This is a genomic window from Sphingobacterium sp. HMA12 (assembly GCF_002933815.1).
Classification (GTDB): Bacteria; Bacteroidota; Bacteroidia; order Sphingobacteriales; family Sphingobacteriaceae; genus Sphingobacterium.
The window spans coordinates 242898-261614 of the sequence record NZ_BEYR01000006.1 but is presented as its reverse complement, the minus strand read 5'-3'; the positions used below and the strand labels follow the sequence as shown (position 1 = coordinate 261614).

Below are 18717 nucleotides of genomic sequence, written 5' to 3'. Positions count from 1 at the left end.
GAGTCATGAAGAAATTAAGTCTAATTCTTTTTATTCTTTCTCTTGGATTGGATGTTAATGGACAAATTATCCCGGTAAAAAGAGATACAACGAGACGATTGGGAGAAGTCAAGGTTGAGGCTATAATCAAGCGAAAGATCGAAAGCGATATGAAAATGGCTGTCTCTGTCGATGAGTTTTTGGCTTCATCAGAGAGTATCAGCTTTATCAAACGTGGGGCCTATGCATGGGAACCCTTACTGAATAACATGAGTACTGAGCGTTCCACAATCACAATTGATGGTATGCATATTTTTGGCGCCTGTACGGATAAGATGGATCCCATTACTTCCTATGTGGAGAGCAATAACCTGTCTTCCATTGATATCAAGTCAGGTCAGGAGGGGAGTATGCATGGGGCAACAGTGGCTGGAAGTATAGATCTAAAAAGGAGAAGTACCCCCTTTGGTCTGGAGCAAAAAGTAGGCGGTGCGTATCAGACAGGGTTCGAGTTTAACAATAAGCAAGCATTTAACCTTGGAAATCTGTTCTATTCAACAGATAACTTCGTGGCTGATGGCAGCATTGCCTTTCGGAAAGCCGGTAATTATTATGACGGAAATGACAAGGAAGTGCTGCACTCACAATTTAATAAACTGAATGCATCATTGGGTCTAGCCTATAAGACAAGCCCACTTTCTGCCATCCGGGTAGATGCGATATTTGACCGTGCAAAAGATGTGGGTTTCCCAGCTTTGCCCATGGACCTTTGGCTATCACGGGCGATTATTACATCCGCATCCTATAAACAATTGTTTGAGCAAGGTCTGGTAAAGGTCTGGGATACCAAAGTTTATTTCAATGCTGTGGAGCACTACATGGATGATACGACACGGCCGGAGAATTTGGTACACATGGATATGCCCGGATGGAGTACGACGTACGGATTGGTATCAAAAATAAATTTAAAGAAAGATCGATATTCTTCAGAGGTACAGTTCAATGCCTACGATAATCTTTCGATAGCGGAAATGCGGATGTACCCTCAGGATCGTTCCAAACAGACCATGTTTGCTTATAGCTGGCCTTGGGTAACAACCCGTTTTGCAAGTGTTGCAATGAATAATTCCTGGGAAATTTCAGAAAGAAGCAAAGTGAATCTCGGTGGTTCGTTAGGCTGGAACTATAACTATTCCAAATACGTGGAATTTAACTGGATTTTCCATCCAGGAACGCCACAAAAAAAGAATAGATGGCTTCCGGGCCTACACGCCAGCTACGAGTTGAACTTAAATCAGTTTGATATTTCGGTAGGAACAGGTTTTGGCCATCGCGCGCCTTCCGTGTCCGAAGCCTATGGCTATTATATTTATAATAGCTTCGACCGTTACGATTATATCGGAAACCCCGATCTAAAGAATGAGATTTCTTATGAGGGCAACGCCAGCGTTGGATTCAAGACCGAGAAGCTAAGTATTGCTGCAAAAGTCAACTATTTCTACATCAACAATTATATCATTGGACGGATTCTGAGTTTAGGAAGTCCTATGAATTATCAATCCGTCGGTGTAAAGGGTTATACTTCTTTAAATAAGGCTACGCTGTTTAATACAGCTGTTAATGTAGATTATAAAATCCTGGATAACCTGCATTGGAAAGCCGTGCTTACCTATGCAAGAGGAAAGGATGATGAAGGCGGGAATCTACCTTTTATACGTCCGTTGAGTTATCAGACTTCACTGCATTATGGGTATAAAAGACTCGGCTTGCGGACCTCCTTACACGGAGATTTTGCACAGATCAACTACAGTCCCATGTACGGCGAAGATCTAACGGGCGCTTACAAAATATGGAGCCTGTCGGCCGATTACAGTTTCAGTCTTGGTAAGTTCAAGTCTGTCTTTCAGTTTGGTGCCGAGAACCTGTTGAATGAATATTATAGTACCTATGCGGATTGGGGAAATATCCCCCGGATGGGACGGAATATTTTTACATCCTTAAAAGTCAATTTTTAAAAAAATCAATCACATTTAAATAACACACATAATGAAAAAATTAACGAACTATCTAATTTTATCTGCTGTTTCATTAACAATGATTTCTTGTAGCAAAAATGACAATAACTCTGTTGCAAATAATATCAGCTTACATTTTAACAACACATTCAAAAATAACACCATTGTCCTTGGTGGAGTATCCAATGATGCAACAGTTAACACATCAGAAATGGGCCAGGTACACCACCTCTCCGAACTCAAGTATGTTGTCAGTAATATTCGGCTTGTCAAAGCTGATGGAACCGAGATTCCTTACAATGTAAATGACCTGGATAAAGGGGCTACTGTGGTGAATCAGGCCAAACCAGCAAGTCTGGACTACGTTTTAACAAATATACCCGTTGGCGAATATCGTCAGCTCAAGTTTGGATTAGGGGTAAAGCAAGAAATCAATACGGTGGATCAGGTAAAGTTTCCAGCGTTTTATGCAGCAGCGGGTGCAAACGATACGGATATGATGTGGCAATGGGCTACTGGATACCGCTTTACGAAGATCGAAGGATTCTATGGCGCCGAAAATAATGCATTTAAGATCCATACGGGAAGTACCTTGAATGGAACGAGCGGTCAGCCTGAAACATATACACAGGGGGTGGATGCTTATCGCGATATTACACTGGATCTCACGACTACCGCTCTGGTTGGGAACAATGCCCCAAAGATCACGATCAAAGCAAACCTTGATAAACTCTTAAGTGGCAAGGAAAAAGTTGCCCTAACAGCGAAAAATGCAACGACGCCGAGTCAGCATAGCAGCATGGAAGCCATGGAAATATTTGTAAATAATATTGGTGGTAATGGTAAAGACGATAAAAGCGGCATGTTTTCGGTCGAAAGTGTTGAAAATAACTAACGAAAAAATAAATTAACGATAAGGCCATCAAGAGTAGGGAAATTTAAATTTTAGAAAGCTACCCTATTCAGATGATGGCCTTGTCTTGCTATAAAAATCTGCTTGGGCCTTGTTCGTTAAAAAAAATAGACATAATGGCTCCATTCTTTTTTCAAAATCATTTACCCTCATGAAAACAGTAATCTGTATTTTAAGTGTATTGTTGATTGCATTGTCATGCAGTAAAGGCGATATGCATGAATCCGTTGAAGAGGACAATCCTGAAATTTCTCTGCAGATACCGGCCGGATTCCCCGCATTAAATGGTTCTGTTGCTGAGAATAGACCTACAAAATATGGCGTGGAATTAGGGGAGAAATTATTTCATGAAAAGAGGTTCAGCGGAAATAATACGATTTCCTGTGCGAGTTGTCACAATCCCAGTCTAGCTTTTTCAGATGGAAAACAGCAGGCAGTTGGAATTTATGAACGGGTGGGACTTCGTAATACGCCCGCTGTTCAAAACATGGCATTTATGAAGTTTTATAATTGGGATGGAAATATCCTGCAATTGGAAAAACAACCTCTCGTTCCGATTATAACACATGAAGAAATGAACTCTTCTATCTTGGAAGTGATCGGTAAAATTGGTGTTGATGCCGATTATAAAAAATTATTTCAAAAAGCATTTGGCGATGCAAGCATAACGGCTGATCGAATTTATCGCAGTATTGCACAATACGAGTATACATTGATCTCTGCTAATAGCAAATATGATCGTGTAATAAGAAATGAAGGCGAGCGACTTACAGCGGAAGAGGAGAGAGGGTATACAACTTTCAAGAGTAAATGTGCAAGTTGTCATGGTACGGAGCTTTTTACTGATCAGAGCTTTAGAAATGTAGGCTTTCCATTGAATCCTAATCCTGAAGAAGCAGGACGAGGTCGGGTTACTGGACGACATGCAGATCAGATGGCTTTTCGTGTTCCCTCTTTAAGAAATGCGGCTTACACAGCGCCTTACGGAAGTTTTGGTCAATTTCCAACCTTAAGATCTGTTTTGGATTATTTTGATAAAGGCGTGTTAGAAGCGGAAAATCTAGATCCTATTCTTAAAGAAAACGGTAATCGAATTCCATTATCAGAACAGGAAAAGCAGGATATTATCGCTTTTATAGAAACATTAAGTGATCCAACATTTCTTGGGAAGTAAATACTACATACCCGGAACGATGTCTATACAAATCGTGTGCACACTGCTCTAAAAGAAGAGATCAATCAGCTGTTTTGCCTCTGCGACATCGTGAACACGCAATAGTTGTACTCCTCTTTCTAAGAGTAATGTATTCAATGCTGTTGTACCATTCAGAGCTTCCTGTGCTGCAATACCCAATTTTTTATAAATCATGGATTTACGTGATATTCCACCTAAAATTGGAAGACCAAAATAGTGGAGCTCATTAACGCGATATAATAACTCATAATTTTGGTCGATCGTTTTTGCAAAGCCGAACCCCGGATCTAGGATAATGTCTTTTACCCCCAAATCCCTTAACTGCGCTACGCTTTCACCTAGAAAGGTAGCAACATCGGTCACAATATCGGTATACTCTGTTTGCTTCTGCATATTTTCGGGAGTACCACGCATGTGCATGAGGATATAGGGTACTTGGTATTTGGCTACTGTGGCAAACATTTCCTCATCAAGCGTACCTCCCGAGACATCATTGATGATATGTACACCAGCGTCAATAGCTTCGGCAGCGACATCTGCTCGAAAAGTGTCTATGGATAAGATGGCTTCTGGAAAGGCTTCTCTGATTGCCAGGATAGGTGGAAGTGCTCTGTCCATTTCTTCCTGAGAAGAGATTAATGGAGCACCCGGACGTGAAGAATAGGCTCCTATATCGAGTATTTGAGCGCCGGCCTGTATCAGATTTTGTGCTTTTTCCAGGGCTTTCTCCACAGTGGTATTATCCCCGCCGTCATAGAAGGAGTCGGGGGTAACATTGAGTATACCCATCACAATAGGTTTCTCAAATGTCATTAGTTTGCCACCTACATTGATGGATGGGGCAGTTGCTGTCTGAAATTTTTTCATCTGACCACAAGTACGCCGTCAGCAACAATATTAATATCGTTTTTTGGCTGAGTAATCTGATTTATTTCGGCTTGAGATTTACCGAGATCTTTTGCAGCATGTTGCAGTGTTGCCACTGAGGTTTCTTTCTTCTTGGCTACGCCTTCGACAACGACAGTTTTACCGATGATATCAGCAGGCATAAAGAATCCGTAATCTTTAAAACGTACCATAATAGGCTCTTCCCCATCGCGGGCTAAGGTCATGAAACAACCTTTCTTCTTACAGACTTCAACAACCTTACCCTCAATTTTGCCAGTGAAAGTATTTTTGTTACTTAGCTCTTTTTCCAGTTTAACAACAGAAATCGCCTTATTTGCCTGAATTTCCTTTCCATATTTTACACCGGGCTTTGCGGAAGGAATCTCCTTTTTTTGCGCATGTAATTGTGTATTTATAGTAATTGCCAGGGCAAAAAATAAAATGATCTTTTTCATCTGTATATATAAGTTGAGTGTTAAAGTTGATGAAACTCCCCGATTTACTTCATCAGCGCAAGCACGATTTTCATGGCCTGTCTCTTTCAAGCGGTAATCAAGATGGTAGAAGGCGTTTTATCCCATTTTATATTTAAAAAAAATTGGAGAGCTTTCTACTACTTTCGAATAAATTCAAATTTACCGCTCGGATCTAGTTTCATGATGGTAGACGATTTACCATCAGTTTTTACATGTCTATCGTAAGCGACAATATAGTCTACACCTGCCTTGATCTCTTCAGCGATTTCGTCAAAATCTTTCGCTGTAGGCCCACCACTGATATTTGCTGAAGTGGAAATAATAGGCTTACGGAAGCGTTGTAGAAGTTGTTCGCAAAAAGGATGTTTGACAATTCGAATGCCAATCGAGCCGTCCTCTGCAATAGCATTGGGGGCCAGATTTTTGGCATTCGAATAGACAATTGTCAATGGCTTGTCCGTATATTCAATAAGCTGATAAGCAACGTCCGGGATTTCGTTCACATAACTTGCCAATTGGTTGTCGTTATGTAAAAGGACGATCAGACTCTTGGATTTATCTCTTCCCTTCAATTGAAAGACTTTCTCTACAGCTTCCGGATTAGTAGCATCACAGCCTATCCCCCAGATCGTATCTGTTGGGTATAAGATTAATCCACCTGCTTTCAGCGTTTCCAACGCCTTGTTTAAATCCTCACGATCCACGAATGCGCTCATTTTTTATTTCTTTAGTTCCGGCTTGAATTTAGACAGCGACATTATGCTCACGCAAAGCATCATTTAATGAAGTTTTCTTATCCGTAGATTCTTTACGTTGGCCAATGATCAATGCACAAGGAACTTGATATTCGCCCGCAGCAAATTTTTTGGTGTAAGATCCAGGGATGACAACCGAGCGTGCAGGCACATAACCTTTATATTCTACTGGTTCAGGTCCGGTAACATCGATGATTTTTGTCGATGCTGTCAATACAACATTAGCACCTAATACTGCTTCTTTTTCTACACGAATTCCTTCAACAACGATGGCTCTTGATCCGATAAATACGTTATCTTCAATGATAACTGGAGCAGCTTGAACAGGTTCAAGTACGCCACCGATACCAACGCCGCCACTTAAATGTACATGTTTACCGATTTGAGCACAAGATCCTACTGTCGCCCAAGTATCTACCATTGTACCCTCATCGACATAAGCACCGATATTAACGTATGAAGGCATCATGATTACTCCTTTCGCTAAATACGCGCCCAGACGTGCAGAAGCTCCGGGAACAACACGTACACCCGTATGTTTGTAATCTGTTTTTAACTTCATTTTATCGTGGAATACAAAAGGACCGGCCGTCATTTCACGCATATCATTGATCGGGAAATACAAGATCACAGCTTTCTTGATCCAGTCATTGACATGCCACCTCGTTCCGATCATTTCCGCTACACGGATTTCACCGCTATCCAGTTTCATGATCACCGTACGAATTGCTTCTGTATATTCTTTATACTCCAATAACTGTCTATCTTCCCAAGTTTCCTCAATCAATTTTTTAAGTGGCTCTACCATATTATTTGTTTGCTTATTTGAATTTGTTTATTTTGATGTACAAACTTAGATAAAGTTGCATTTAAAAGCAACTTTATCGATCTCTCCTGTCATGAAGAAAATATTCATAGGGGAATTATGTTAATTTTCGGTGGAAATACCACGATAATTTGCTAATATAATTATTTTTGAACTATGGCTCCAGCATCAGAAAAATTGAGAATTGATAAATATTTATGGTCGATAAGATTGTTTAAGACGCGAACTTTGGCAACTGAAGCCTGTAAGGCGGGACGGGTCAAGCTGAAAGGTCAAAATATTAAACCTTCTTACGAGGTTAAAATCGGTGATATCTATCATATCCAAAAAGGAATAGAAAAGAAAGTCGTGCAGGTAACCGGCCTTCTTGAGCGCCGGGTGGATGCAAAAACTGCGGTTCAGTTTTATGAAGATCAAACCCCAGTGGAAGAGACTGTAGGCTACAAGTCGGTGTTTCAGGCGCCGGTTCTTAAACGGGATCGCGGAACGGGAAGACCCACGAAGAAGGATCGTCGTGAAATAGATGATTTACAGGCATCCGACTGGTGGGACAAAGAAGATGAATAAGGTAAAAAACATTTCATTTCTTCGATAATTATTTGCATTTTAGGTTAACTAAAGTTGTCCCTATGGATCGGCTTTAACACTGACCAAAATGCAAATAATTATGAGAGGTAGCATGCACGCACAAGCGCTGATGACACTAGCGCTTACCCTAAATCTATCACCGACTATTGCCAAGTCTGGAAATTCCATCTCATCTGCCAATTATGGATATTCATCTTTAGGATTGCAACAAACTATTCGAGGAAAAATTCTTGATGGGAAGGGGCAGGGCATAGGTGCTGTCACGGTCAGAAATTTGACGGCAGGAACAACCGCGCAGTCTGCTCCGGATGGGAGTTTTAGTATTGCTGCAAAACAAGGTGATCAATTGGAATTCTCCTCTGTAGGCTATGATCGACAGACAGTCTCTGTCAATGGTTCGGGCCCCTTAGCAATTACATTGGCAAATAAGAGTACGGTATTGGAGGATGTGACCGTGACAGGTTATACGAACTATTCCAGAAAGCAATCTGCCAATGTCTCAACCACCGTAAAAGCAAAAGATTTAGAGCAGGTACCTATGGCTTCGGTGGATCAAATGCTCCAGGGGCGTGTTCCAGGGATGAGTGTGATGGCTAGCTCAGGGCAACCCGGCGCTACTGCTTCTGTTGTCATACGGGGAGTGGGTTCGATAAATGGTATCTCAGATCCACTTTATGTGATCGATGGAATTCCTATTGCCACTTCGGAACTGAAGAATTTTAGCGCAAATGATTTTGAATCTGTCAATGTATTGCGCGATGCAACGGGAAAATCTCTATACGGATCCAGAGGTTCAAACGGTGTGATTGTCATCACGACAAAAAAAGGTAAATCTGGTCAGTTAAATGTGAATTTTAATTCTCAATATGGTATTTCCAAACTGACACGGCCGAAATTCCAGATGATGAATACGCAACAACGTTTGCAATTTGAAGAAGAGTTGGGGGCATTTGTCGATCCAGATAATAATGAAGGCATAGGGCCTGGATGGACCTATTCACCTAAAAATCCTGATGTGGTCAGCGGAACTCCAGTTTATAAGGCTCGCGCAGCTCAAATTTTGGATAGTTTGAGGGGGATTAATGTTGACTGGCGTGATTACTTCTTTCGCAATGGAAAGTTTATGGATCAGCAGGTGAATGTGAGTGGAGGCGGGGAGCATGTGCGGTTCTATAGTAGTGCGGGGTACTATAAACAAGAGGGTGTTGCCATTCGATCTGGTCTTGATCGATATACCTTGAAGAATAATGTGGATTTTGACAAGGGGAAACTTTCAGGAGGAATAAATGTGACCCTTGGGTATACAAATTCGAAATTTACCGAAGGTGTAGGAGCCTCACGTGTCGGATCGTCTATGGCATCAGTCTATTATGCACTACCTTATGAATATCCATATGCACCGGACGGAACGCTTATTCATTTTGGGAATGAAGACGATTACTTTATTTTAGATCAACGTGAGGGGAGTGCTGGATTGGAGCGCTTGCTCAACTCAAGCAGTTCTTCTGAATTATTTAATACTAATGTTGGTCTCAATCTCAATTATCAATTGCTGCCGACTTTAAAAGTCCATACGCGATTGGGGATAGATTATAATACGACTACCGGCCAAGATTATATCGACCCAGATTCTTATTATGGATCAAGGGATAGGGATCCGACGCTTGGTGGGAAGGGACTGTTCGCAGAAGACAATCTCCGCTCTACCAATCTGATCAGTACCACAGGATTAACCTATCAAAATACTTTTGACGAAAAACACAACTTGGAGCTCTCTGCTTATTTTGAATATTTATATCGACGTAACCGCGCTTTTGGGTACAAAGGCTACGGTATTGACAGCCGCTTGCCCGAGAATCCGAATGGTGTAACAGTAAGTCCGACCTATTTACCTGCAATTTTGGGCGGGCGCACGAAATATGCGTTGGCTTCGTATATGGCCTTGGGAAGGTATACCTATGACAATCGCTATTCGTTGACGGCAAGTTATCGTTATGATGGCTCATCACGTGTGGCGGAAGCCAATCGTTGGCATGGTTTCTACTCGTTTGGCGCCAATTGGAATATCAAGGAAGAGGAATTCCTGAAGTCCAATGAATTTATAAAAGGCTTATCCCTACGAGCTAGTTATGGTACCACGGCCAGTACAATTAATGGTGATTTCAATTACTTGGCAACTTTTAGAAAGGATATTACCTATGGCGGCGAAACGGCCATTCGTCCTTATGATCCCGGAAACCCGAATTATGACTGGGAATATGTGGATGAATTCAATGCTGGATTTGATTTGGAGCTTTTTCCATCAAAGCGGCTTCGTGTTGCCATGGATTATTACAATAAAATAACCAAGAATATGTTTTTTGATCAGCCGATTTCCTTGACATCGGGATTCTTGGATCGTAAGCTACCATTGAGCACGGGCAAGATGCGTAATAGGGGAGTGGAAATGAGCGTGTCCGGTGACGTTGTTAAGACGACGGATTGGGGGCTGACTTTAGGCGTCAATGCCTCGTATAATAAGAATACGATATTGTACCTTTCTGATGCATTGACAGAGGTTTTAGATGGAGATACACGTATCATGCGAGTTGGACTGCCCTATGGAACCTATTATGCGCCTGAGTGGGCCGGGGTTAATCCCCAAACGGGTGATGCACAGTATTATAACCGTGACGGCAGTGTAACGACCGAATACGACGAAACTTCACAGGCTGTTACGAAATCCGGAAGCATGTTCCCGAAATGGGTCGGTGGATTTAATACAACTGTTCGTTGGAAAAGCCTCTCGTTGGACGCCTTGTTTGCATTTGTTAGTGACGTGCGCCGTTGGAATAACGAGGATTTTTATAATGAGAATTCAAGCTATATGACGAGTAACCAAAGTATACGCATGCTTACGGACCGCTGGAAACAACCGGGGGATAATGCTATTTTACAGCGGATTGATATACCGCGCGAATATACGTCCAAAGATATCCAGGACGCCTCCTTCCTCAGATTGCGGAATGTGAATTTGGTTTATCAGTTTCCGAAAACGTTGTTTGGAGATCAAAAGGTGATTAAAGGAGCCCGAATTTTCTTTCAGGGGCAAAATCTATTAACCTGGACGTCTTGGCGAGGGCTTGACCCCGAAAATAGTGAGGGGATTAGCCGTTTTAACTATCCTGCACCGAGGACATATACCGCAGGATTTAGTGTTAACTTTTAAAAAAGACTACAGTAATGAAATTATTTAAAAATATGTTGAGAATTGGCCTCTTTACTGTGGGCTTGGCAACTTTATATTCCTGTAATAAATTAGATCTGAAACCTTCAGATACCATTGATCCTGAAAAGGCTTACCGTAATCTGGAAGACATCGATATGGCCATCAAAGGAGCCTATGCAGGGATGACCTATACGCTCATCGGAAATAGTGTGGTTGTTTCGGATGAAGCGATTTACCCCTCAGAAAATACGGTTGGCAATGTGAGTGCATACCGTTGGCAGTATACGGCTTCAAGCTCCTCGGTGACGAGTGCATTTGGTGAGTATTATGTTGTCATAGATCGCGCGAATCGCGCTTTGGCAGGGCTCGAAAAATTAGAGAAAGTGGATGCTAATAAGAAGAAGCATTACCAAGGGGAGTTGTTGGCCATACGTGCTTTTGCACACGTTGAATTGTTGAGAGCTTATGCCGCCGGTTATGAACCTACCGCATTGGGCATACCCTATATGATGAAGTCTGAAATAGGACATCCCCGGCGGAATACGGTTGCCGAAGTATTCAATTTGGCCCAAAAGGATATTAACGATGCTTTGGCATTAATTGGAGATGAGGAAGCGATGTACCGCTTTTCTAAAACAGGTTTATATGCATTGCAGGCAAGAGCCGCTTTATATGCAAAAGATTGGACCTTGGCAATTACGGCTTCATCGAAAGTCATCGCAGCAAAACCCTTGGCGGATAGAATTTCCTTTCCGAAAATATGGTCAGACGAGAGTTCCAATGAGGTTGTTTTTTCGTTGCATAGGACTGCTGCGGATCTTCCAAAGGACGAGGATTCTCCAGCTGAAGGACCTATCGGGGCGATGTTCTTTAGACAGGACGGCGAAATAGCACTTTACACACCTTCAAATAAGTTGATTGCTTTATTTGACAAGAATAAAGATATACGTTTTAGAAGCTATATTCTCGATGACCCCAATCGTGGGGCAGGGAAACAACAGTACCTGATTGGAAAATATTTGGGCCGTAAAGAAGCTGATGCAACAACTGGCCTCGTAGACGTAAAATTATTTAGAACAGGCGAGATGTACCTGATCCGGGCGGAGGCCAATGCGGAGACCAATAAACTCAATGAAGCAAATAATGATTTGAACACCTTAAGGAGGGCGCGTATTCAAGATTATCAAAATCAGCTCATATCCTCCAAAGACGAACTAATTGACGCTGTTTTGGCTGAGCGTTACAAGGAATTAGCATTTGAGGGACATCGTTTTTTTGATTTAAAAAGAAGGAAAATGCCCGTTCGTCGAGGAGCTCAAGATGCTGTAAATACGGCAGGAGCATTATTGCTGGAACCTTCAAAAGCGCAATACAGTTTTCCAATTCCTGCAGATGAAATATTTGTCAATAAAAATATGGTTCAAAATCCAGGTTATATAAAAGAATAAAATGAAGATACATGCAATGATAGCAGTGATTATGGGGACTGCTGCGGTGACGCTTTCCTGTAATCATAATGATGGAAAGGAAACACAAGAAATGGTGAAGGAACAATTTGTTCTGGCAATTCATGGCGGAGCGGGGACAATTTTGAAAAAAAATATGACTGACTCGATGGAACAGGCTTATAAAACCGTTTTGGAGCAAGCTTTAAAAGTCGGTTATGACCAATTGAAGCAAGGGAATTCCAGCTTGGATGCCGTAGAACAGGCGATTCACGTGATGGAAGATTCGCCCTTGTTCAATGCCGGAAAGGGGGCGGTGTTTACGAATGCGGGCAAAAATGAACTGGACGCGTCTATTATGGATGGGAAGACATTAGCTGCCGGTGCAGTTGCTGGCGTTACAACTATCAGAAATCCAATTTCTGCAGCGCGTGCGGTGATGGAAAAATCGGAACATGTCATGATGGTAGGCAAAGGAGCAGAAGAGTTTGCCAAAGAAGCAGGTTTGCAGCTAGTGGATCCATCCTACTTCTGGACTAAAATGCGTTGGGATGCATTGCAAAAAATTAAAAAAGAAGACAGTACTAAAATGCAGCTCGATCATGATCAAAAGCAGAGTTTGCGTTTGGGCATCATTAATAAGGATTATAAATTTGGGACGGTGGGCTGTGTCGCACTGGATAATCAGGGGAATTTAGCTGCTGGAACTTCAACAGGTGGAATGACAAATAAAAAATTCGGTCGTGTTGGCGATTCGCCGATTATTGGCGCCGGAACCTATGCAAATAATATGACTTGTGCTGTTTCCTGCACGGGATGGGGTGAATTCTATATCCGTAATGTAGCTGCATATTCTGTTTCCGCTTTAATGGAATACAAAGGAGACAATGTATGGCAAGCTGGTCAAGCGGTGATTGATCAGATCGGCAAGATGGGGGGTGATGGTGGAATGATCGTTATGGATAAAGAGGGGCATGTCGCTATGCCTTTTAATACCGAGGGGATGTATAGAGGGACGGTAACCAAGGATGGTAAGATAAAAGTAGAAATTTATAAATAATCAAACGTATTATAAAGGGAAAGCTGTCATGAAAAAGTTGTTGTGTATTATAGTGGTCGTGGTGCTGTGTTCTTTCGCCAGCCAAAAATCAAAGATTTCTCCTAAAGGGACACTGTTTGTTATCGGTGGCGGACATAAGGATGAGCATCTGATGGAAGCTTTGGTACAGGCGGCCCAGCTTTCGTCAACGGACTATATTATGATCTTGCCAATGGCTTCAACTTTGCCCAAAGAGTCCGTTGAGGATATGGTAAAGCAACTGAGTGAGGTAACAAAAAATAAGGTTACCAGTATCAATTTTTCAAAATCAGACGCCGAAAATAAGCATTTGGTTGACTCCGTGCGTCACGCTAAATTGATCTATATCACAGGGGGGGATCAAAACCGTTTTATGTCGATAGTCGAGCATACGGCATTGTTCGATGCGATTCATATGGCTTATCAGCAAGGTGCATGTATAGCGGGTACAAGCGCTGGAGCGGCAATAATGAGCGAGACGATGATTACAGGTAATCAATTAAAAGATTCAACCTATCGGCCGACATTCAATAGACTGGAACATAAAAATTTAGAGACGGCCAAAGGTTTGGGACTGATAAAATCTGCCATTATAGATCAGCATTTTGTGAAGAGAAGCCGATATAATAGACTTTTTACCGCCCTGGCAGAGTTTCCCGACAAGACCTGTATCGGGATCGATGAGGGAACGGCAATTATCGTGCGGCAGAATAACGTAAAAGTGGTTGGAGAATCCCAAGTAATCGTTGCCAAAAATCCACGTGGATTAAAGAAAAAATCCAATGGAATGATCACTTGGGACAATCTTACGCTCAGTGCCTATGATGAAGGTAAAATGTTTAAGCTAAAATAACTAAAGGTATTTTTCGATTTCATCAAATTGGATATCCCCATGTGATGCATCGTAAAGACTGTTTTTTCCTTCGACGATAAGGATCTGGGGGGATTGATGTTGAATATTCCACCGTTGTGCAATTTCATTGGAAAGTGCGCGGTAGCGTAATAAGTCTAACAGGTAGATGGAATAATCCTGATCAGATGTATTTGACATACGTTCTAAGCTGCGCTTTGCCATGTTGCTGATACCACAGGTCGTACTGTGCTTAAATATAGCGGAGACCTTATCCGACTGATAAAGTTCCTGTAACTGTTCTTCCGTATTTAATTCTATCCAATTGATCATAACTATAATTCTTTAAATTTTTTTTGCTCGACTTGTACAAAGGAAGAGACCGAAGAGAATACGCAGCTTTTCTTATTATTGCTGGCGCAGCTAAATAGACTTGGTAAGCGTATACCGTCACCGATCTCCTTGTAACGACTTACCTCATAACTGATTTTTTCTGCTTTATCCGTGTAATCATAACGTGTAATCTCGCCCGTATTTTGATCGATATAAAGTAAACCATCTAACTTTGATCCCAGCACTGCACCTGATGAAGTAATGCTTGCAATGGTCAGTTTTTGCCCGCCAATAAATCGTTCTTCCTGATTTTTGAGCTGGATACTTTTTTGCTCAATAAGCGTTGGTAGCAAAAGCAGATTGAGATCTACAAAAAGTTGGTTTTTAATGGATTTTTTTATTTCCTGACCATCTGTTGCAACATTGCCCCCAATAAAAAGCTTATCTGTACCACTGCCTTTAAAATTGAATAAATAGGTCACCTGATCAGATCCGCTATACCCGTCGAATCTACATTCTCCGGTTGTTCGGTTAAAAAGGAATTTACGCTCCTCATTAGACAGCTCTTCAGACACCGTATTTCCCTTCGCTGAAAAAGCTAAGTATTGCAGGGAATCCCATTTGTCTTGGCCACCAATACTACGCCAGATCTGTTTGTTTAAACTATCATCCTGAGCCGACAGATGTGCCTGACAGAGTATTGATAGCATAAATACCAAAAGTATATTCGATAATGTTTTCATAATCATATCTAAAAAATAAAAATCGATTAATAAGATATTACCATACTTTATTAATCGATTTATTTAAAATAAAAGTACTTGTGCTTTTTTATGTTTTGGCCCAGAATACTTTTTCATGACTGAGTACTAGACAAAATTGATACCAAACTAGAATTTTTTAGCAATGGCAGCCATTTGTATTGCCGTAATAGCAGCTTCTTCTCCTTTATTGCCATGTTTGCCACCAGCACGATCCAAAGCTTGTTGAACATTGTCTGTTGTCAGTACACCGAAGATTACGGGCTTGTTATACTTTAGTCCTACATTTGAAACGCCATTAGCAACAGCATGACAAATAAAATCAAAATGTCGGGTTTCTCCCTGAATGACACAACCCAGACAGATGACAGCATCAAAGCTTTGGTTTCTTAATGCCAGATCCGCTCCAGAAGTCAACTCGAAGCTTCCCGGAACTTCAATGATTTCAATATTACTTTCTTTTGCGCCGTGTTTTTCTAGGCCCGAGATTGCGCCGTTCAATAATGCACCAGTAATTTCTGCATTCCACTGTGCAACCACAATTGCAAATTTGAATGGACTCGCATCCGCAACTTGGATATGCGAAAAGTCTGATAGATTTTTAATGCTACTTGCCATAATAGATACAAAGATAATGAATTTAGATGGTCACAAAAAAAGAGGCTATGAAATAGCCTCTTTTTTTGTGAATTTATGATCTCTTATAAATGTGCTTGTACTCTACCCAATAGACCATCTATAGTAGATGCCTCTTGGCTTTCAGGGAAATCAGTTTTGATTTTTTTGTACGCTGTTTCAGCACTTTTGTAGTCGTTCTGTGCCTCGTAAACAAGTCCTAATTTTTTTAGAAATAACGGTGTTGTGTACGAGTTGCTTGATTTTTCAGAAGCTTGTTTATAATAATCAGCGGCTTTTTTATAGTCTTTAAGCTCTGAATAGGCATCTCCTGTTAAACCGATAACCAGTGGGTCTAAAATTTGACTTCCTGTGGGTGAATATTTTTCCAATGCTTTTGCTGCATCATCAAATTTACCTTGACGTAAGTAAAGACCTCCTAAGTATGCATTTGCAATATTTGCAGATTTTGTGTTTGAATACTCATCGGCAATTTGTTTAAAACCAAGGAATGCTCCGTCACCTGCAATAGCTTTATTCTGTAAGGAGTCAATTGTAACAAGCTGCTCGGCTTTATACATGCGATTCGATGCTTCTTCTGCTCTTGGCTGCAAGTAAAGTTTCTCGTATCCAAAGTACAGCAAAATCAATACAATGATACCACCGAAAATAAACGCAACGCTTTTTTGGTTATCTTGAAAAAAAGATCCTTTTGAAGGTTTTAAACCTTGATTTGTATTATTTGTATTTTTAGACATTACTAATCAGTAAAATATGGATTGCAAAAATACACTTTTCGAGCAAATTTGCAAGTATTTTGGAAATTTTAAAGTGAATTAACTTTTGTTTTCGGACTCATTTGATAATTCGATTTCTTTGTCCAGCTGTTCATAGATTGAATTTTTACTTTTAAATTCTGGAACGATAAGCTTCATCTGGTAGACAACCTCATTTTTATTTTGAGTAGCTAACCTTTCTTTTAATTCAGCCAATTTTAGACTGACAATATTATAATTATTTTCACGGACTTTGGCGATCATAATTTTCTCATGATGTGTCGGAAGCGTATTCTCGAGGTCATTTAGCAACTCTTCATAGAGTTTTTCTCCAGGCCTTAAACCGGTGAACTTGATTTCGATATCTTCATTCGGTTTAAATCCGGAAAGACGGATCATCTTCTTGGCCAGCTCAACTATTTTTACGGATTTACCCATATCAAAGACAAATATCTCCCCTCCTTGCCCCATTGCACCGGCTTCAAGAACAAGTCGGCAGGCTTCGGGGATAGTCATAAAATAACGGGTAATTTCAGGATGGGTTACTGTAACAGGGCCTCCTTTCTGGATTTGATCTCTAAACCTCGGAATGACAGAACCATTGGATCCAAGCACATTTCCGAATCGTGTTGTAATAAATTTAGTGTTCACTTTCCCATCCTGAAGGCTCTCCAGGTGATTGTTTAGTGATTGAACATATATCTCGGCAATTCGCTTTGTCGCACCCATAATGTTCGTTGGATTAACGGCTTTGTCCGTTGAAACGAAAACAAATTTTTCGACCTGAAATTCTACGGCTAGGTCAGCTAGATTTTTAGTTCCCAAGATATTGGTCTGTACCGCTTCCAGGGGATGATTTTCCATCATGGGGACATGTTTGTATGCGGCCGCATGGTATACATAATGTGGTTTGAATGTTTCAAAGAGCAAACGCATTCTTTTTGTACTTCTGATATCAGCGATATAGGTATGATACACCTGATTCGGAAATTCGTCCTGCAGATCCAGCTGTAAATTATGTAACGGTGATTCTGCTTGGTCACACAGAATAATCATCTGAGGTTCATATTTCCCCAATTGAGAGGCAATTTCGCTTCCGATTGACCCTGCGGCACCAGTAACAAGTATTCTTTTGCCTTTTGTCTGGCTTAGGATATGGTCGTCATTGATTTTGATCGGATCTCTTTCCAATAGATCTTCAATTTTTATTTTCTGGATCTGATTGGGATTAAGATCTCCATTCATGATTTTTTTAACTGGCGGGAGTGTTAAGATGCTTACGTTCCTTTCGAGGGCAATATCCGTAATTTCATTCTTGCGTTCCGAAGGAATATTATGTGATGCAATAATGACCTCCTCCACGTTCAGGGTATTGATAAGATGATTAAACTTTTTGGAAGAGTAAATTTTCGTTCCATCAATTACTTTGTTAATTTTCTGATCGTTATCATCCAAAAAACCTATAATGGCATTTTTCGATCGAATGTCATGGTCTAAAGTTCTTTTTACCGCGATACCGAGATCACCGGCACCATAGATTAAAGTTTTCTTTCTGCTGCCATTGACCTTTTTAGTGTATAAAAAGAAAATTTTGATAATGGTTCGATAGACCGTTAATATCAAAAAAGAGAAGAGCGCAAAGAAGATGATTAATGCCGTCGGAATATTTCGCTCGATTTCGTTTGCCTGGATAATCAATTTGATGACCAAAAGCATGAATACGCTAAATATTATAGTAGATAATATTCGTATGGAGTCAATGGCACTTGTGTAACGAATTATTCCCGTATACATTTTGAATAAGTAAAATGATAGGGAGCAAACGCTAATAAACAAAATATATCGTATGCTGAAATCTATGTCAAGGAGAAAGTCGAAGTTAAAATCGTAATAAATAACGTTTGCAAGGAGATAGGCAATAGAAACACTGAAAATGTCCAATAAAAAAATGATCCATCTGGGTACGATACTGATTTTACTTAGCATGGTATTATGTCTGATTAATTTAGACAAATG

The 18717-nt window shown here is 40.8% G+C and carries 17 protein-coding genes; 8 read left to right on the top strand and 9 right to left on the bottom strand.

Features of this window, described 5'->3' with window-relative positions:
• Positions 1–5 precede the first annotated feature (5 nt).
• From HMAT_RS23905 to HMAT_RS23895, 3 genes are all read left to right on the top strand, one after another.
• Positions 6–1994, top strand: a complete 1989-nt coding sequence (locus tag HMAT_RS23905) for a TonB-dependent siderophore receptor (protein WP_104385345.1) — start codon at positions 6–8, stop codon at positions 1992–1994.
• A gap of 31 nt (positions 1995–2025) precedes the next feature.
• Positions 2026–2889 carry an MbnP family protein gene (locus tag HMAT_RS23900; RefSeq protein WP_104385344.1) on the top strand — a complete coding sequence of 288 codons (864 nt, stop codon included), beginning with the start codon at positions 2026–2028 and terminating at the stop codon, positions 2887–2889.
• A 169-nt stretch (positions 2890–3058) separates the two neighbouring features.
• Positions 3059–4081: a cytochrome-c peroxidase gene (locus HMAT_RS23895; RefSeq protein ID WP_104385343.1), complete on the top strand. Its 1023-nt coding sequence runs from the start codon at positions 3059–3061 to the stop codon at positions 4079–4081.
• Between the two features lie 48 nt (positions 4082–4129).
• On the opposite strand, the gene folP is transcribed toward HMAT_RS23895, so the two are convergent.
• From folP to HMAT_RS23875, 4 genes are all read right to left on the bottom strand, one after another.
• A complete protein-coding gene (folP, locus tag HMAT_RS23890) occupies positions 4130–4969 on the bottom strand; it encodes a dihydropteroate synthase (protein ID WP_104385342.1) in 840 nt (279 codons plus the stop codon).
• On the bottom strand, positions 4966–5445 hold the full coding sequence (locus HMAT_RS23885; protein WP_104385341.1) for a DUF4920 domain-containing protein: 480 nt from the start codon (positions 5443–5445) through the stop codon (positions 4966–4968). Before HMAT_RS23885 ends, folP begins: the two co-directional genes overlap by 4 nt.
• A 158-nt stretch (positions 5446–5603) precedes the next feature.
• Positions 5604–6182 (bottom strand): L-threonylcarbamoyladenylate synthase, encoded by a 579-nt coding sequence (locus HMAT_RS23880; RefSeq protein ID WP_104385340.1) that lies wholly within the window; start codon positions 6180–6182, stop codon positions 5604–5606.
• Between the two features lie 28 nt (positions 6183–6210).
• Complete coding sequence (locus HMAT_RS23875; protein WP_104385339.1) at positions 6211–7029, bottom strand: 2,3,4,5-tetrahydropyridine-2,6-dicarboxylate N-succinyltransferase; 819 nt, start codon at positions 7027–7029, stop codon at positions 6211–6213.
• A 174-nt stretch (positions 7030–7203) separates the two neighbouring features.
• Here HMAT_RS23875 and HMAT_RS23870 point away from each other — a divergent pair, with 174 nt between their 5' ends.
• The 5 genes from HMAT_RS23870 to HMAT_RS23850 all read left to right on the top strand — a co-directional run bounded on the left by HMAT_RS23870 (position 7204) and on the right by HMAT_RS23850 (position 14219).
• Positions 7204–7614 carry an RNA-binding S4 domain-containing protein gene (locus tag HMAT_RS23870; protein ID WP_104385338.1) on the top strand — a complete coding sequence of 137 codons (411 nt, stop codon included), beginning with the start codon at positions 7204–7206 and terminating at the stop codon, positions 7612–7614.
• A 100-nt stretch (positions 7615–7714) separates the two neighbouring features.
• Positions 7715–10843 carry a SusC/RagA family TonB-linked outer membrane protein gene (locus HMAT_RS23865; RefSeq protein ID WP_104385337.1) on the top strand — a complete coding sequence of 1043 codons (3129 nt, stop codon included), beginning with the start codon at positions 7715–7717 and terminating at the stop codon, positions 10841–10843.
• Positions 10844–10857: 14 nt separating this feature from the next.
• The gene (locus tag HMAT_RS23860) at positions 10858–12291 is read left to right on the top strand and encodes a RagB/SusD family nutrient uptake outer membrane protein (protein ID WP_104385336.1); all 1434 of its coding nucleotides are present in this window, start codon (positions 10858–10860) and stop codon (positions 12289–12291) included.
• A gap of 1 nt (position 12292) precedes the next feature.
• Positions 12293–13348, top strand: a complete 1056-nt coding sequence (locus HMAT_RS23855) for an isoaspartyl peptidase/L-asparaginase family protein (protein ID WP_104385335.1) — start codon at positions 12293–12295, stop codon at positions 13346–13348.
• Positions 13349–13376: 28 nt separating this feature from the next.
• Positions 13377–14219 carry a cyanophycinase gene (locus HMAT_RS23850; protein WP_104385334.1) on the top strand — a complete coding sequence of 281 codons (843 nt, stop codon included), beginning with the start codon at positions 13377–13379 and terminating at the stop codon, positions 14217–14219.
• Here HMAT_RS23850 and ytxJ read toward each other — a convergent pair whose 3' ends face one another.
• The 5 genes from ytxJ to HMAT_RS23825 all read right to left on the bottom strand — a co-directional run bounded on the left by ytxJ (position 14220) and on the right by HMAT_RS23825 (position 18687).
• Entirely contained in the window at positions 14220–14549 is a 330-nt protein-coding gene (ytxJ, locus tag HMAT_RS23845) for a bacillithiol system redox-active protein YtxJ (protein ID WP_199768748.1), read from the bottom strand.
• 2 nt (positions 14550–14551) lie between these two features.
• A complete protein-coding gene (locus HMAT_RS23840) occupies positions 14552–15292 on the bottom strand; it encodes a hypothetical protein (protein WP_104385333.1) in 741 nt (246 codons plus the stop codon).
• Between the two features lie 147 nt (positions 15293–15439).
• Positions 15440–15928 (bottom strand): 6,7-dimethyl-8-ribityllumazine synthase, encoded by a 489-nt coding sequence (ribH, locus tag HMAT_RS23835; protein ID WP_104385332.1) that lies wholly within the window; start codon positions 15926–15928, stop codon positions 15440–15442.
• 83 nt (positions 15929–16011) lie between these two features.
• Positions 16012–16683, bottom strand: a complete 672-nt coding sequence (locus HMAT_RS23830) for a tetratricopeptide repeat protein (RefSeq protein ID WP_104385331.1) — start codon at positions 16681–16683, stop codon at positions 16012–16014.
• 78 nt (positions 16684–16761) lie between these two features.
• Complete coding sequence (locus HMAT_RS23825; protein ID WP_104385405.1) at positions 16762–18687, bottom strand: nucleoside-diphosphate sugar epimerase/dehydratase; 1926 nt, start codon at positions 18685–18687, stop codon at positions 16762–16764.
• Positions 18688–18717 lie beyond the last annotated feature (30 nt).

Bases quoted from the DNA above. Each gene is read 5' to 3' on its own strand.
- HMAT_RS23905 (WP_104385345.1), top strand. From the start codon at position 6: ATGAAGAAATTAAGTCTAATTCTTTTTATTCTTTCTCTTGGATTGGAT.
- HMAT_RS23900 (WP_104385344.1), top strand. From the start codon at position 2,026: ATGAAAAAATTAACGAACTATCTAATTTTATCTGCTGTTTCATTAACA.
- HMAT_RS23895 (WP_104385343.1), top strand. From the start codon at position 3,059: ATGAAAACAGTAATCTGTATTTTAAGTGTATTGTTGATTGCATTGTCA.
- folP (WP_104385342.1), bottom strand. From the start codon at position 4,969: ATGAAAAAATTTCAGACAGCAACTGCCCCATCCATCAATGTAGGTGGC.
- HMAT_RS23885 (WP_104385341.1), bottom strand. From the start codon at position 5,445: ATGAAAAAGATCATTTTATTTTTTGCCCTGGCAATTACTATAAATACA.
- HMAT_RS23880 (WP_104385340.1), bottom strand. From the start codon at position 6,182: ATGAGCGCATTCGTGGATCGTGAGGATTTAAACAAGGCGTTGGAAACG.
- HMAT_RS23875 (WP_104385339.1), bottom strand. From the start codon at position 7,029: ATGGTAGAGCCACTTAAAAAATTGATTGAGGAAACTTGGGAAGATAGA.
- HMAT_RS23870 (WP_104385338.1), top strand. From the start codon at position 7,204: ATGGCTCCAGCATCAGAAAAATTGAGAATTGATAAATATTTATGGTCG.
- HMAT_RS23865 (WP_104385337.1), top strand. From the start codon at position 7,715: ATGAGAGGTAGCATGCACGCACAAGCGCTGATGACACTAGCGCTTACC.
- HMAT_RS23860 (WP_104385336.1), top strand. From the start codon at position 10,858: ATGAAATTATTTAAAAATATGTTGAGAATTGGCCTCTTTACTGTGGGC.
- HMAT_RS23855 (WP_104385335.1), top strand. From the start codon at position 12,293: ATGAAGATACATGCAATGATAGCAGTGATTATGGGGACTGCTGCGGTG.
- HMAT_RS23850 (WP_104385334.1), top strand. From the start codon at position 13,377: ATGAAAAAGTTGTTGTGTATTATAGTGGTCGTGGTGCTGTGTTCTTTC.
- ytxJ (WP_199768748.1), bottom strand. From the start codon at position 14,549: ATGATCAATTGGATAGAATTAAATACGGAAGAACAGTTACAGGAACTT.
- HMAT_RS23840 (WP_104385333.1), bottom strand. From the start codon at position 15,292: ATGAAAACATTATCGAATATACTTTTGGTATTTATGCTATCAATACTC.
- ribH (WP_104385332.1), bottom strand. From the start codon at position 15,928: ATGGCAAGTAGCATTAAAAATCTATCAGACTTTTCGCATATCCAAGTT.
- HMAT_RS23830 (WP_104385331.1), bottom strand. From the start codon at position 16,683: ATGTCTAAAAATACAAATAATACAAATCAAGGTTTAAAACCTTCAAAA.
- HMAT_RS23825 (WP_104385405.1), bottom strand. From the start codon at position 18,687: ATGCTAAGTAAAATCAGTATCGTACCCAGATGGATCATTTTTTTATTG.